This window comes from Methylobacterium brachiatum (genome assembly GCF_020523825.1).
Taxonomy (GTDB): domain Bacteria; phylum Pseudomonadota; class Alphaproteobacteria; order Rhizobiales; family Beijerinckiaceae; genus Methylobacterium; species Methylobacterium brachiatum.
Genome location: NZ_JAJALK010000010.1, coordinates 66,446 through 80,623, shown reverse-complemented (window position 1 = coordinate 80,623; position 14,178 = coordinate 66,446). Strand labels below are relative to the sequence as shown.

Below are 14,178 nucleotides of genomic sequence, written 5' to 3'. Positions count from 1 at the left end.
TGTATCCCCTGCAGCCTCGACCTCGGCATCCGAGAAACGCAACCCCAGCCGCGACGGTTTCGCGGCTGGCCGCCGCGGAAGAGCCCGTCAGTGCAGCGAGGGCGTGCGCAGGAACCGCTCCCGGTCCGCCGAGACGAGGGCGAGCTTCACGCTGCGCCCGTCGCGGCGCACGGTGAGCGGGACGCGGACCCCGGCCTCCCCGAGCGCCCAGATACTGCGGAACAGGGCGGCGAGATCCGGGATCGGCTCGCCGGCCACCGCCTCGATCACGTCGCCGCTGCGCAGGCCGCCGGTCTCGGCCGGGCCGCCATCGGCCAGCCCCATCACGACGATGCCCTCCTCGCTCTCGGTGGCGTAGAGGCCGAGCCAGGGCCGGGGCGGCCGGTTGGCGCGCCCGCGCGTGGCCAGGTCGTCGAGGATCGGCGGCAGCAGGTCGATCGGCACCACCATGTTGATCGGGCGGCCGCCGCTGCTGCCGCCCTGCTGCAGCTGCAGGGAACCGATCCCCAGCAGCTCGCCCTGCGCGCCGATCAGCGCGGTGCCGCCCCAATGCGGGTGAGCGGGGGCGGTGAACAGCGCCTCGTCCAGGACATACTCCCAGTACCCGGCGAATTCCTGCCGGGCCACGACCTCGACGGCGACGCAGCGCTGGCGCCCGCCGGCGCCCGCCACCACGGCCCGGTCGCCCGTCTTCAGCTCGGCCGAGCGGCCGAGCGGCAGGGCCGGGACGCCGAGCTCGCCCAGGGCCTGGACCACGCCGAAGCCGGTGGCGGCATCGAAGCCGAGCACGTGGCCCTGGACCGAGCGGCCCTCTCGGGTGGTGAGCCAGACGCTCTCGGCCTCCGTGATGAGGTAGCCGACCGTGAGAACGAGCCCGTCCTCCCGGATCACCACGCCGTTGCCGGCCCGCTCGGTGCCGAGGGTCTCGGCCGTGAAGGCGCTCTCCGGCACCCGCGCCGACAGGGCGAGCACCGACGAGAGCGCCCGATCGAGATCGTAGCCGTAATCCGCAGGCCTGGGCTGGGCCTGCGCGGGGATCTTCCACTCGCCCTGGGTCGCCATGAGATTCCTTCGGCTCGTTCGCCCCTGCGCCGCCGCCGGCCGCGCCACTTCGGACTGAAGCCGCGTCCCGCATGTCGGACGCGGCTCCGGGATTGTGCTGCGCATCGTCGTGTCCCGAAAGCCGGCAACCACCGGATCGGGATGAGAGCCTAAGATAGGCGGTCCGCCCGGCCTGCGACACCCGTGGCGCGGCGCCGCGCGCGGATCGCTGAGCCGACGACCTATCGACGATCCCGCGCGGCCGGCGATGTGACAGCACGCGCGGGGACGTCTAGACCACTCTTACGGGAGCGCGACCGGCAGATGAACGGCGCGCGGGCACGGGAACGGATCTTGACCGGACCGATCTTTGCCGCGGGGGCGTCTCCAGCCCCGGCGCGACCGCCAGGCTCTTCCGGTGCCGACGAGGCGCAGCTGCGGCGCCTGCTGGCCGAGATCGGGCGCGGCGAGGCGGCCGCCCTGGCCGAACTCTACGACCTGACGAGCCCGAAACTCTTCGGCGTGATCCTGCGTATCCAGCGCGACCGGTCGCTCGCCGAGGACGTCCTTCAAGACGCGTATCTGCGGATCTGGCAGGCGGCCGGGACCTACGATCCCGAGGCCGGACGCCCGCTCGCCTGGCTGTGCACGATCGCCCGCAACCGGGCGATCGACGGCGTGCGCCGCAAGGGGGTGGCCGAGGTTCAGGGACCGGTGCGGGATGACGGTGAGGATTGGGTGGCGCGGCTGATGGATCCGCATGACGACGCCGCGGCGTTCCTGGACCGGGACGCGCTCGGGGCGTGCCTGGGCCGGCTGGAGCCCGCGCACCGGGATTGCGTGGTGCTGGCCTATTGCGAGGGCCATTCGCGGGACGAACTGGCCCAGCGCTACGACCGGCCGGTCAACACGATCAAGACCTGGCTGCACCGGGCGCTCGCGTCCTTGAAGACCTGCCTGGAGGCTGTCTCGTGAGCGGCGGCCTCGACGACCCGGCCTCGGATCCGGACCTGCGCGCGGCCGAGTACGTGCTGGGCACCCTCGATCCGGGGGAGCGGGCCGAGATGGCCCGTGCGATCACCACCGATGCCGGCGCGGCGGCCCGGGTCCGGGCCTGGGAGCGGCGGCTGTCGCCCCTGCTGTCCGCGATCCCGCCGGTGGCGCCGCCGCCGCGGGTGCGCGCGGCGCTGCTGCGGGCGCTGGGGGCCCGGTCCGCCGGCGCGCCCGACCCGCTCGCCCACCTGCGCCGCCAGGTCCGGCGCTGGCGCATCGCCACCGCGGGGACCGGCCTGCTGGCGGCCGGGCTGGCGCTGTTCGTCGCGGTCGGGTCGCGGCCGGAGCCGGAGGGCGGCCGCTACCTCGCGGTTGTCCAGGGCGGCGGCGCCCTGCCGGCCCTGATCGTGCGCGTCGACACCCGCACCGGCACCGCCCAGGTCCGGCCGGTCGGGGCCGAGGCGCCCGCGGGTCGAAGCCTGCAATTGTGGTATGTCGGCGCCGAGGGGCCGAAGCCGCTCGGCCTCGTGGGAGCCGATGCGAGCCGGGTGAGCCTGCCCCAGGGCGCCTCGCCGGACGGGGTGCTGGCGGTGTCCGTGGAGCCGCCGGGCGGCTCGCCGAGCGGCCAGCCCACGGGACCTGTGGTCTATACCGGCAAGCTGATCGCCGAGTAGGCGCCGGGCAGAACCCGCGGCGCCGGGGCGGCGCCGCGGATGGTCGGATCACACAATCCGGCTCAGGGCATCAGCACGGCGTTGATCACGTGGATCACGCCGTTCGACTGCATCACGTTCGGGATCGTCACCGTGGCGGTGTTGCCCTTCACGTCGGTGATCAGGACCTTCTTGCCCTGCACCGCCACCGCGAGCGGCTCGCCCGCGACCGTGGTGAGCTGGCCCTGGCCGCCGCCCTTCTTGACGAGCGCCACAAGGTCCTGGGCGGTGTAGACGCCCGGGACCACGTGGTAGGTCAGGATCTTGGTCAGCGTCGGCTTGTTCTGCGGCTGGACGAGGCTTTCCACGGTGCCGGGCGGCAGCTTGGCGAAGGCGGCGTTGGTCGGCGCGAACACCGTGAACGGGCCGGGCCCGCTGAGCGTGTCGACGAGGCCCGCGGCCTTCACGGCGGCGACCAGCGTGGTGTGGTCCTTGGAGTTGACCGCGTTCTCGACGATCGTCTTGCTGGCATACATCGGCGCGCCGCCGACCATCGGGTTCTTGGCCTGGGCCATACCGGTCGCGCCGAGGCCGAGGGTCAGAGCGAGGGCGAGCGCCCGGGCCGCGCGCCGGCCTCCGATAACGTTGAGCATCCTGGAGTTTCCTTCCGTCAGGCATCCCGCGATCACGTCAGGACCGGGATTGCGCCGCCGCTTACGGCGCCTCGAGCGGAAAGGTTTCGCAGGATCTGACTATCGGCCGCTCCCTGCCCCGGCCATAAAAAACCGCCCGGCGGGAGCCGGGCGGTTCGCCGTCCTGGCGGACGGTGTCGTCGAGATCCGGGATCCCCCGCCGCCTTGGTGGCGGGAGACCGGCGTGTCGTCTGATCAGTACTTGCGGACCAGGGCGGTCGGGACCGGCGACACGGGGGCCGGCGAGTACAGCGGCACGATCAGGCGCAGCCAGCCGTCCGTGGAGTAGTTGTCACGGGTGCGACCGAAGGCGGTCGTGTAGGTCGCGCTGGTGACGACGTCGCGGGCGACGTAGGCCTGCACGGTGAAGACCTTGAAGTCGTAGCCGATCAGGCCGCCGACAGCGAACCGGCCGCGGTTGCCGGCCGCCGCGCTGAACTGGCCGATGTCGAAGTTGTAGGTGCCGTAGGCGACCGGGCCGATCTCGAAGTTGCCGAACTTCTTCGTCGCGGTGATGTCGAAGTTCAGGGAGTCGGACAGGTAGAACGGACCGCGGGTGGGGCCGAAGCCGGGGAAGCGGCCGGGCGAGTCGTAGATGTTGGCGGTCAGGTTGCCGGTGATGTTCCAGCCGTCGCCGGTGTAGCTGCCGGCCACGCCGAAGCGGTAGGTGTTGGAGGAGAGCTGCGGAAGGACCGGGCTCGGACCGCCGACGCTGGCGAGCGTGCCGCGGTCGCCGTTGAGGTCGTTCAGGTAGGCACCGCCGAGCAAGCTGACGCCGAAGTTGTTGCCCAGGTCGAATGCCCAGATGCCGCCGACAAAGGTGCCGACGTTGATCGAGATGTCCTTGTTGTTCCGGCCGGCACCGTTGCGGGTGAAGGCGAACACGGTCGGGGGAGCGACGAGCAGCTCGATGCGGCCGCCGAGCGGCACCAGCGGGGTCGACCAGACCAGCACCGGGATGTTCACGGCCGTGTCGAGCGCGCCACCGACGGCGGTCGACGGCGCATCGGCGCGGCGGTACGTGAACGTGTTGATCGCGTAGATACCCTCGGGCAGCGGCGCGCCGACGGCGAGGCCGACCTGCTCGCCCGGGATGGTCGTGGTCTGCGCCTGCGCGATCGTCGACGTCATGCCGACCGTGAGCGCGACTGCGCCGGCCGCGAGCCAGTTCTTCATCATTGTTTCATTCCTTCCCAAGGTCTCAAGGCATCCGTCCCGCATTCGGCACTACCCTGCCGGTCTGCTCGCCCTTGGCGGCTGCCGACTTCCGGTGTGCCGAGCGCCCCCACGGAGCCCGCCCGTCTCAACGTTGGTGACTATTCTACAGAGACCTGCGGAAAGACAGTGGAATGCTGATCGAAGCGGCAAAACCGGCCGAACCGTTGCGCAAAAGCCGCATTTTTGCGGCGATGCAACACAGTCCCCAGGAATGAATATCGGGGTTCCGGCCGGCAAAATATCGTTGAACGGTCAAGCTGTTGCCGACGGCGCTGGCGGGAGAATCCGGCAAGCGGGAGCGGGGGAACGGGCAGGGGCCCGGCCATCACCCACGGGCCGGAATCCCCGCCCCGACCGGGCCGCCCGGGGCCGGCATCGGCGGCCGGCGGCCCGAATCAGGCGGCGTGGCGGGCCGACCGGGCCGGGATTCCCGCCCTCACCCGGCAGAATTTGCCGCCCCGGCGCCTATTCGGCGGCGCTGCGGCGGCCGGTCTGCGGGGCGGGGCGCCGGGCCAGAACCTCGCGCAGGAACCGGCCGGTATGGCTCGCCTTCGCGCGGGCGATCTCCTCCGGCGTGCCCAGGGCCACCACCCGGCCGCCGCCATCGCCGCCCTCGGGACCCATGTCGATCACCCAGTCGGCGGTCTTGATCACTTCGAGGTTGTGCTCGATCACCACCACCGTGTTGCCCTGGTCCACGAGCTCGTGGAGCACCTCCATGAGCTTGGCCACGTCGTGGAAGTGCAGGCCGGTGGTCGGCTCGTCGAGGATGTAGAGGGTGCGCCCGGTGGCGCGCTTCGACAGCTCCTTGGACAGCTTCACCCGCTGCGCCTCGCCCCCCGACAGGGTGGTCGCCTGCTGGCCGACATGAACGTAGTGCAGGCCGACCCGCTTCAGGGTCTCGAGCTTCTCGCGGATCGCCGGCACCGCCTTGAACAGCTCGGCCGCCTCCTCGACGGTGGAGTCGAGCACGTCGGCGATCGACTTGCCGCGGTACTTCACCTCCAGGGTCTCGCGGTCGTAGCGCTTGCCCTTACACACGTCGCAGGTGACGTAGACGTCCGGCAGGAAGTGCATCTCGATCTTGATGACGCCGTCGCCCGAGCAGGCCTCGCACCGCCCACCCTTCACGTTGAAGGAGAAGCGGCCCGGCTGGTAGCCGCGCGCCTTGGCCTCGGGCAGGCCGGCGAACCAGTCGCGGATCGGCGTGAAGGCGCCGATATAGGTGGCGGGGTTCGAGCGCGGCGTGCGCCCGATCGGCGACTGGTCGATGTCGATGACCTTGTCGAGATGCTCCAGCCCCTCGAGGCGGTCGTACGGGGCCGGGTGCTCCAGCGCCCCGTTCAGTTTCTTCGCGACGGCCTTGTACAGGGTGTCGATCACCAGGGTGGATTTCCCGCCGCCGGAGACGCCGGTGATGCAGGTGAAGGTCCCGAGCGGGATCTCGATGTCGACGTCCTTGAGGTTGTTGCCCCGGGCGCCGAACACGCCGAGCTTGCCCTTGCGCCCCTTCCGCCGTGCGGCCGGGGTGCGTACCGCCATCTCGCCGGTGAGGTACTTGGCGGTGAGCGAGGCGGGGTTGGCGAGCACCTCGGCCGGCGTCCCCTGGGCGATGATCTCGCCGCCATGGATGCCCGCGCCCGGGCCGACATCGACCACGTAGTCGGCCTGCAGGATCGCGTCCTCGTCGTGCTCGACCACGATCACCGAATTGCCGAGATCGCGCAGGCGCTTGAGCGTGCCGAGCAGCCGCTCGTTGTCGCGCTGGTGCAGGCCGATCGAGGGCTCGTCCAGCACGTAGAGCACGCCGGTCAGGCCGGAGCCGATCTGCGAGGCCAGCCGGATGCGCTGGCTCTCGCCCCCCGACAGGGAGCCGGAGCCGCGGGCCAGCGTCAGGTATTCCAGGCCGACATCCACCAGGAAGCTGAGCCGGTCGCGGATTTCCTTCAGGATCCGGACCGCGATCTCGTTCTGCTTGGCGGTCAGCTTCTCCGGCAATTCGGAGAACCAGCGATGGGCCTCCGAAACGGACAGCGCCGTCACGTCGCCGATATCGGCCATGGCGACCTTCACGGCCAGCGCCTCGGGCTTCAGCCGCTTGCCGCCGCAGGACGCGCAGGGCGTCTCGCTCATGAAGCGGCCGATCTCCTCGCGCACCGCGTCGGACTCGCTCTCCTTGTAGCGGCGCTCCAGGTTCGGGATCACGCCCTCGAACGGCTTGTTGACCGCATACTTGCGCAGGCCGTCATCGTAGGCGAAGCGGATCGCCTGCTTGCCGGAGCCGTAGAGCACGATGGCGCGGGCCGCCTCCGGCAGGCTCTGCCAGGGCACGCTGGTCTTGAAGCCGTAATGCTCCGCCAGCGCGTCGAGCGTCTGGCCGTAATAGGGCGAGGTCGACTTCGCCCAGGGGCCGACCGCGCCGCGCTTGAGGCTGAGGCCGGGATCCGAGATCACCAGCTCGGGGTCGATCCGCATCTCGTGGCCGATGCCGCCGCAGGTCGGGCAGGCGCCGAACGGGTTGTTGAACGAGAACAGCCGGGGCTCGATCTCCGCGATGGTGAAGCCCGAGACCGGGCAGGCGAAGCGCGAGGAGAACGTGATCGTCCGGGGCTCCTCGCCCTCGGGGGCGTCCGCGAACACGATCTCGGCGATGCCGTCGGCGAGCTCCAGGGCGGTCTCGAACGAGTCGGCCAGCCGCGCGGCGATGTCCGGCCGCACCACGATCCGGTCGACCACCACGTCGATGTCGTGCTTGAACTTCTTGTCGAGCTTGGGCGCGTCATCGATCGCGTAGTATTCGCCATCGACCCGCAGCCGCTGAAAGCCCTTCTTTTGGTACTCTGCGATCTCTTTCCGGTATTCGCCTTTTCGCCCGCGGACCACCGGGGCCAGCAGGTACAGCCGGGTCTTCTCCGGCAGCTCCAGCACCCGGTCGACCATCTGCTGGACGGTCTGGCTCTCGATCGGCAGGCCGGTGGCCGGGGAGTAGGGGATGCCGACCCGCGCCCAGAGCAGGCGCATGTAGTCGTAGATCTCGGTCACCGTCCCGACGGTGGAGCGGGGATTCTTGGAGGTGGTCTTCTGCTCGATGGAGATGGCCGGCGAGAGCCCGTCGATCTGGTCGACATCGGGCTTGGACATCATCTCCAGGAACTGGCGGGCATAGGCCGAGAGCGACTCGACGTAGCGGCGCTGCCCCTCGGCATAGATCGTGTCGAAGGCGAGCGACGACTTGCCCGAGCCCGACAGCCCGGTGAACACCACGAGCTTGTCCCGGGGGATCGTCAGGTCGACGTTCTTGAGGTTGTGCTCCCGGGCGCCTCGGACCGTGATGACCCGCCGGTCGCCGGCGGCCGGCTGCGCGGCGTCGAACAGGGCCTCCAGCTTGGCGTCAGTGGCGGCCTCCGCGGCCGCGTTCCGCCGGTCCGGCGCGGGGGCCTCGGCCTTCTTGCGCGCGGGCTTGGCCGGCACTGCGTCCGCAGGCGCCTTGGCTGCGGAAACCTTCACGGGCGAGGGTTTGGGGGCGGCTTTGCTGGCGCCGACTCGGGCTCCGACTCTGGTTCCGGCTTGGGCTTTGGCCATGAGGGCGGCGGTCTTTCGAGGCGTCGACGCGGTCGGGGCTGGCTTGCGCGCGGGTCAGCCGCCGCACCCGCTCATGTCGAGCCGGGAGCGGTCGACGGCAAGGTGGGGCCGGCGGGACGCAGGCCCGTCATGCGAAGCCCTTGCTAGAACGAAACGCGTACGCCGGCAACCACGTGGTGAAACAGTCGGATCTGGCCGGCGGCGAACCGCGGGCATAAGAAATTTTGTGAAAAACGCTTATCCTTGATATCGTGGTCTCCGATCCTCCCGGGCTTATGACGAGGCCCTCATGGCCACCATGACCATTTCCCTGCCCGATCCGATGAAAGAATGGATCGAGGCGCAGATCAAACAGGGCGATTACGCCAGCACGAGCGACTATGTCCGCGACCTCGTGCGCCGTGATCGCGAGCGGCGGGTCCAGCCCGAACTGACGATCGAGGATCTGCGCCGGATCGTCGACGAGTCCCGGGCCAGTGGAGCGAGCCATCGCAAGGTCCCCGACATCGTCGCCCGGGCCAGGACGCATGCACAGAGCGACCAGCCGCTGGATGAGTGACTACACCCTCACAAAGAGGGCAGAGGCGGACCTGTTCGACATCGCCGTCCACGGCTACCGGCAGTTCGGTGTCCGCCAAGTCGAAGCCTATGCCACCGGTCTGGAGCACGCCTTCCAGCTCCTCGCCGACAATCCCCGTATGGGCCGGAGGGCCGACGCGATCCGGCCCGGCGTGCACAGGCACGAATATGCCGCGCACGTGATCCTCTACGAGCCGGTGGATGACGGCGTCCTGATCCTGGCCATCGTCCACGGCCGCAGCGTGAGACATCTCGCGCTTTAGAGCATCATCCCGGTTGCGAATTCTTACGACCCGGCGTTGCGCGCCATGAGGGTGGCGGGGGTGCCGTCCTCGGGGTTCACGAAGATGATGTCGGTGGGCGCCCGCCGCGGGGTGTCGATCGACAGGAACGTCATCGGCTCGTCCGGGGCGATCTCCGGCATCGCGTGCACCGTGCCCTTCTCGAAGAACAGGAGCTGGCCGGGACCGAAGGTCGTCAGGTTCGCGGGGTCGCCCAGCCAGACAGTGCCGCGTCCCGAGAGGCAGTAGAGGTACTCGTCGCAGGTGGCGTGGTAGTGCGGCGGCGTCGGGCGGTAGACCCGGAACACCCGGGCGCTCGCCGCCTCCCGGTCGGTCAGGTAGGTGTCAACCAGGAGCGTCCGCGCGCTGTCGGGCAGGGCCGCCGCCAGCGCCGCCACGTCGAAGAGGCCGGTGCCGGCCTCGGTCATGGCGCCCGCCTCACGACGCGAAGCCTTCGAGCACGATCTTGCCCTTGGCGCGCCCGCTCTCGATCAGCGCGTGGGCCCGCCGCAGGTTCTGGGCGTCGATCCGCCCGTAATGCTCGCCCAGGGTCGTGCGCAGGCGCCCCGCATCCACCAGCCGGGCGACCTCGTCGAGGAGCGCGCCCTGGGCGCCGATGTCGGAGGTGCCGAACATCGAGCGGGTGAACATGAACTCCCAGTGCAGCGACAGGCTCTTGCGCTTGAGCTGGGCCACGTCGAGCTGCGCGGGGTCGTCGATCAGGGCGAACCGGCCCTGCGGAGCGATCAGCGCGGCGATCTCGGCCAGGTGCGCGTCGGTGTTGGTGGTGGAGAACACGAGGCCCGGCGCGCCGAGGCCCAGGGAAGCCACCTCGGCGGCCAGCGGCTTGGCATGGTCGACCACGTGGTGGGCGCCGAGATCCCGGCACCAGGCCGCGGTCTCGGGTCGGGACGCGGTGGCGATCACGGTCAGGTCCGTGAGGTGCCGGGCGAGCTGGATCGCCACCGAGCCGACGCCGCCCGCCCCGCCGACGATCAGGATCGCCGGGGCGGCGCCCGGCACCGGCTTGGCGGTGTCGAGCCGGTCGAACAGGGCCTCCCAGGCGGTGATGGCGGTGAGCGGCAGGGCGGCCGCCTGCGCCCAGTCGAGGCGCGCGGGCTTGTGCCCGACGATGCGCGCATCGACGCAGTGGAATTCGGCGTTGGTCCCCGGCCGGGTGAGGTCGCCCGCGTAGAACACCGCGTCCCCGACGGAAAAGCCCTCGGCCTCGGCGCCCTTGGCGACCACGGTGCCGGCGGCGTCCCAGCCCAGCACCTTGACCCCGCCCGCCTCGGGCTCGGCCCGCAGGCGGACCTTGGTGTCGACCGGGTTCACCGAGACCGCCTCGACCTTCACCAGGAGGTCGCGGGGTCCGGGCTCGGGCTGGGGCAGGTCGCAATCGACCAGGGCCTCGGCCTCGGTGATCGGCAGGGATTTTCTGTACCCGACGGCGCGCATCGCAATCTCCTCCGGCTGACCCGCCAGGAGATGCCGCCCGCCTTCACGAACCGCAAGTACGCACATAAAACGCCGCTAGTGCCGAAAATGATACCGTCCCTGGAGACGGCCGAGGATCCTGCCATGCCCCGCACCCGACATCATCGCGGCGCCTGCAGCCCCGGCTGCGCCGTCGAGGCGACCCTCCGGCTCATCGACGGCAAGTGGAAGGGCGTGATCCTCTACCACCTGATGGAAGGGACCCTGCGCTTCAACGAGATCCGCCGGCGGCTGACGAACGTCACGCAGCGCATGCTGACGAACCAGCTGCGCGAAATGGAGGCGGACGGCCTGATCGCGCGGAAAGTCTACGCCGAGGTGCCCCCGAAGGTGGAATACAGCCTGACCGCGCGCGGGCGGTCGCTGGAGCCGGTCATCCACGCGCTGAAGGTCTGGGGCGACCGGCATGTGGAACTGCATGACGACGCGGCACCGACTGTTCGGAGTGCCGCCTGATTGTGCATGGCGGTCCGCGCCAAACCCTTCCACCGTAACGGTGTTTTTATACCCGTCCCGGATGATTCGGGTTAACCGCGACCGCTCTGGATTCCGATGACCGTCCTCTCCTCGCTCCGCGCCCGCATCCTCGCGGTGGCGCTTGCGCCATGCCTCGCCTTCGCGGGCGCAGCGTGGTGGGCGGTATCCGACCAATGGGCGCGGCGCGCCGAGATGGACCGGGTCGAGAACCTCGTCGGCCTCGCCTCGCGGATCAGCGCCTTCGTCCACGAGGCGCAGCGCGAGCGCGGCGCGTCCAGCCTGTTCCTGGGCGCCAAGGGCGCGCAGTTCGGGCCGGAACTCGCGGCCCAGCGCAGCCGCACCGACGCGGCGCTCGCCGGGCTTCCCGACGCGATGGCGGCGGCGACCGGCTTCGGCCCCGCCTTCGCGGCGCGGGCGGACGGATTGTCCAAGGCGCTCGCCGGGCTCGCGGCCCAGCGCCGGGCGGTCGACGCCCTCGGCGTGAGCGCGCCGCAGGCGGTATCGTTCTATACCGGCCTGATCGGCGAGGGGCTGGGCGTGGTCCGGGCGATGGGCGGGGTGATCGGCGAGGCCGGCATCGCGGGCCGGGCGAACGCCTACGCGGCGTTCCTGGCGCTGAAGGAGGCCGCCGGCCAGGAGCGGGCCGCCGCCTCGGCAGTGTTCGCCTCCGGTACCCTGGACCTTCCCGCCACGCGCCGGCTCACCACGCTCTCGGCCGATCAGGCGACCTACGGCGCCCTGTTCCGGGCCGGGGCCTCGGACGGGCAGGCCGCGCTCTTGGACGCCGCGGAGGCGACCGAGCCGGCCCGGGAGGTGGCGCGCCTGCGCAAGGCCGTGCAGGAGACGATGCCGGGCACGACCCTCGCCTTCCGCGACGCGCCGGCCTGGTTCCGGCTCGCCACCCAGCGCATCGACGCCCTGAAGGGCGTCGAAGACCGGCTGACCGCCGACCTCGTGGCCGCCGCCGACGCGGTGCGGGCCCGGGCCGACCGGATGCTGGCGGTCTGGATCGCGGGCGGGCTCGCTTTGTTCGCGCTCTCGGTCGGCTTCGCGTTCTGGCTGGGCACGGCCATCGCCCGCCCCCTGGTCCGGATGGCCCGGGTGCTGACGGCGATCGGCCGGGACGAGCCGGGCGCCGCCGAGCTGGCGATCCCCGCGGGGGGCCCGCGCGAGGTGCGGGCGATCGCCGCCGCCGCGGTGACGTTCCGCGACAGCGTCGCCGAGCGCCGGCTCGCCCGGGCCGAGCAGCAGCGGCTCGCCGCCGAGAACGCCGCCGCCCAGCGCGCCGCCGCCCTGAGCCTGGCCGACAGCTTCGAGCGGCAGGTCGGCGGCATCGTCGAGGCGGTCTCGGCCGCCGCCGAGCAGCTGGAGGCCTCCGCCCACGGCATGGCCCGGGCCGCGCAGGACACCACCGACCTCAGCCGGGCGGTGACCGGCGCCGCGGATTCGGCCGCCCGCTCGGCCGATACGGTGGCGGCGGCCACCGAGGAGCTCACCGCCTCGGTCCGGGAGATCGGCGTGCAGGTCGGGGCCTCCGCCGACCTCGCGGCCTCCGCGACCCGGGATGCGGACGGCATGGCCGGGGAAGTCCGCCGCCTCGCCCAGGCCGCCGGCAATATCGGGGCGATCGTCGCGATGATCTCGGACATCGCCGGCCAGACCAACCTGCTGGCGCTCAACGCCACGATCGAGGCGGCCCGGGCCGGGGAGGCGGGGCGCGGCTTTGCCGTGGTGGCGTCCGAGGTGAAGGAACTGGCTGGCCAGACCGCAAAGGCCACCGAGGAGATCGCCGCCAAGGTCGCCGAGATCACCGGCTCCACCGAAGCCTCGGTCCGGTCGATCGGCGGCATCACCGAGGTGATCCGCACCCTCGCCCGGATCGGGGGCGAGATCGCCGCCATGGTCGAGCAGCAGGGCGCGGCCACCGCCGAGATCGCCCGCACCACCGGCCAGACCTCGCAGGATACCCGCGCGGTCTCGGGCCACATCGCCGGCGTGGGCGAGGCGGCGGACATGGCCAGCCATGGCTCGTCCCAGGTGCTCGACGCCGCCAGCGACCTGGCCCGGCAGGCCAGCGCCCTGCGCGGCGCCGTCGGCGACTTTTTGGCCAACGTCCGGGCGGCCTGACAGGGAGGTCCCGGATCCACAAGGTCCGGGACCTTGTGCGGGTCCAGGGCGGAGCCCTGGTTCATCGGGGCTCCGCCCCGATACCCCGCCAAAGGGCTGAGCCCTTTGGGATCTCAGGACCCGGCCTAGGCGAGGCCGAGGTTGAGCAGGCGGTCGGCGTTGCGCCAGAGGGCGGCGTCCAGGGCCTCCTCCGAGAGGCCGAGGGCGCGAAAATCCTCGACGCCCTGGCGCATCGGCCGGAACGGGAACGAGGAGCCGAACAGGAACTGGTCCTTCATGAAGCCGTTCGCCGCCTCCACGTAGAGGCCGCCGCCGGGGGCGAACGTGTACATGTCCGGGGAGACGAACACGTTCTCGTTGCGGAAGGCCACGGTCACCATCTCGGCCACGTGCGGATAGAACCCGTGGCAGCAGACGATCGGCAACTTCGGGAAGGTCCGGGCGACCCGGTCCACCGCCAGCGGGTCGTTGAGGCGCAGGTCCGGAGTGGTCGGGCCGGACATCACGAAGGCCGGGACCGCGAGTTTCTCGCACAGCTCGTAGAGCGGCATCAGCCGCTCGTCGTCGGCCCGCATGCCCTCCCGGTAGAAGCCGGCATCGAGGTTGATCCCCTTGAAGCCGAGCTCGGTCACGGCGCGCTTGGCCTCGGCGACCGCGGCCTTGCGGCCGAGCTTCACCGGATCCACCGAGGCGATGCCGATCAGCCGCTTCGGATCATGCCCGGCGGCCTGCGCGAGGGCGTCGTTCGAGACCCGCACCCCCGGCACCGAGCGGGCGACCATCACGGCGACGTCGATCCCGGCGCCGTCCATCTCGGCGCAGAACCCCTCGATCGTGGCGCCGCGGGTGAAGTGCTCGACCTCGCGGCTGCCGACCCGGGCGTTCAGCCAGCGCGCGACGCCGAATTCCGGCGTGTCGGGCTCGGCGCCGAAGAACTTGTGCAGGAAGGTCGGCCGGCTGCGCATGTCCACGACGGGCATTGTTTGGGGACTCCATGGTTGTGACTGGATCCACAAGGTCGAGACCTTGTGCGGGTGC

Annotated in this window: 13 protein-coding genes; 6 read left to right on the top strand and 7 right to left on the bottom strand. The window is 71.1% G+C overall.

The genetic code is table 11. The features are described 5' to 3' along the window. Positions 1-87 precede the first annotated feature (87 nt). A complete protein-coding gene (locus LGR69_RS20845) occupies positions 88-1,062 on the bottom strand; it encodes a S1C family serine protease (protein WP_230367226.1) in 975 nt (324 codons plus the stop codon). Positions 1,063-1,365: 303 nt separating this feature from the next. On the opposite strand from LGR69_RS20845, the gene LGR69_RS20840 reads away from it, so the two are divergent. Next, entirely contained in the window at positions 1,366-2,016 is a 651-nt protein-coding gene (locus LGR69_RS20840; RefSeq protein WP_007566961.1) for a sigma-70 family RNA polymerase sigma factor, read from the top strand. Further along, positions 2,013-2,708 (top strand): anti-sigma factor, encoded by a 696-nt coding sequence (locus LGR69_RS20835; protein ID WP_230367225.1) that lies wholly within the window; start codon positions 2,013-2,015, stop codon positions 2,706-2,708. Before LGR69_RS20840 ends, LGR69_RS20835 begins: the two co-directional genes overlap by 4 nt. A 62-nt stretch (positions 2,709-2,770) precedes the next feature. On the opposite strand, the gene LGR69_RS20830 is transcribed toward LGR69_RS20835, so the two are convergent. The 3 genes from LGR69_RS20830 to uvrA all read right to left on the bottom strand — a co-directional run bounded on the left by LGR69_RS20830 (position 2,771) and on the right by uvrA (position 8,179). After that, positions 2,771-3,340: a fasciclin domain-containing protein gene (locus LGR69_RS20830; RefSeq protein WP_007566957.1), complete on the bottom strand. Its 570-nt coding sequence runs from the start codon at positions 3,338-3,340 to the stop codon at positions 2,771-2,773. A gap of 234 nt (positions 3,341-3,574) precedes the next feature. Continuing rightward, entirely contained in the window at positions 3,575-4,558 is a 984-nt protein-coding gene (locus LGR69_RS20825) for a transporter family protein (RefSeq protein ID WP_091864530.1), read from the bottom strand. Positions 4,559-5,062: 504 nt separating this feature from the next. Further along, positions 5,063-8,179 (bottom strand): excinuclease ABC subunit UvrA, encoded by a 3,117-nt coding sequence (gene uvrA, locus LGR69_RS20820; RefSeq protein WP_007566952.1) that lies wholly within the window; start codon positions 8,177-8,179, stop codon positions 5,063-5,065. Positions 8,180-8,468: 289 nt separating this feature from the next. Here uvrA and LGR69_RS20815 point away from each other — a divergent pair, with 289 nt between their 5' ends. Together LGR69_RS20815 and LGR69_RS20810 are read left to right on the top strand one after the other, a co-directional pair. Beyond that, positions 8,469-8,738 (top strand): type II toxin-antitoxin system ParD family antitoxin, encoded by a 270-nt coding sequence (locus LGR69_RS20815; RefSeq protein ID WP_007566950.1) that lies wholly within the window; start codon positions 8,469-8,471, stop codon positions 8,736-8,738. Beyond that, entirely contained in the window at positions 8,731-9,021 is a 291-nt protein-coding gene (locus LGR69_RS20810) for a type II toxin-antitoxin system RelE/ParE family toxin (RefSeq protein WP_091864527.1), read from the top strand. The genes LGR69_RS20815 and LGR69_RS20810 overlap by 8 nt, the downstream gene beginning before the upstream one ends. 23 nt (positions 9,022-9,044) lie before the next feature. On the opposite strand, the gene LGR69_RS20805 is transcribed toward LGR69_RS20810, so the two are convergent. Both LGR69_RS20805 and LGR69_RS20800 read right to left on the bottom strand, forming a co-directional pair. Next, on the bottom strand, positions 9,045-9,467 hold the full coding sequence (locus LGR69_RS20805; protein WP_230367224.1) for a cupin domain-containing protein: 423 nt from the start codon (positions 9,465-9,467) through the stop codon (positions 9,045-9,047). A 10-nt stretch (positions 9,468-9,477) separates the two neighbouring features. Further along, positions 9,478-10,497 (bottom strand): zinc-binding alcohol dehydrogenase family protein, encoded by a 1,020-nt coding sequence (locus LGR69_RS20800; RefSeq protein ID WP_230367223.1) that lies wholly within the window; start codon positions 10,495-10,497, stop codon positions 9,478-9,480. 123 nt (positions 10,498-10,620) lie between these two features. Here LGR69_RS20800 and LGR69_RS20795 point away from each other — a divergent pair, with 123 nt between their 5' ends. Next, positions 10,621-10,992, top strand: coding sequence for a winged helix-turn-helix transcriptional regulator (locus LGR69_RS20795; protein ID WP_039903813.1), 372 nt, complete (start codon positions 10,621-10,623; stop codon positions 10,990-10,992). Positions 10,993-11,088: 96 nt separating this feature from the next. Next, on the top strand, positions 11,089-13,140 hold the full coding sequence (locus LGR69_RS20790; RefSeq protein WP_230367222.1) for a methyl-accepting chemotaxis protein: 2,052 nt from the start codon (positions 11,089-11,091) through the stop codon (positions 13,138-13,140). A 125-nt stretch (positions 13,141-13,265) separates the two neighbouring features. On the opposite strand, the gene LGR69_RS20785 is transcribed toward LGR69_RS20790, so the two are convergent. Continuing rightward, positions 13,266-14,120 (bottom strand): amidohydrolase family protein, encoded by an 855-nt coding sequence (locus tag LGR69_RS20785; RefSeq protein WP_230367221.1) that lies wholly within the window; start codon positions 14,118-14,120, stop codon positions 13,266-13,268. Positions 14,121-14,178: the final 58 nt, after the last annotated feature.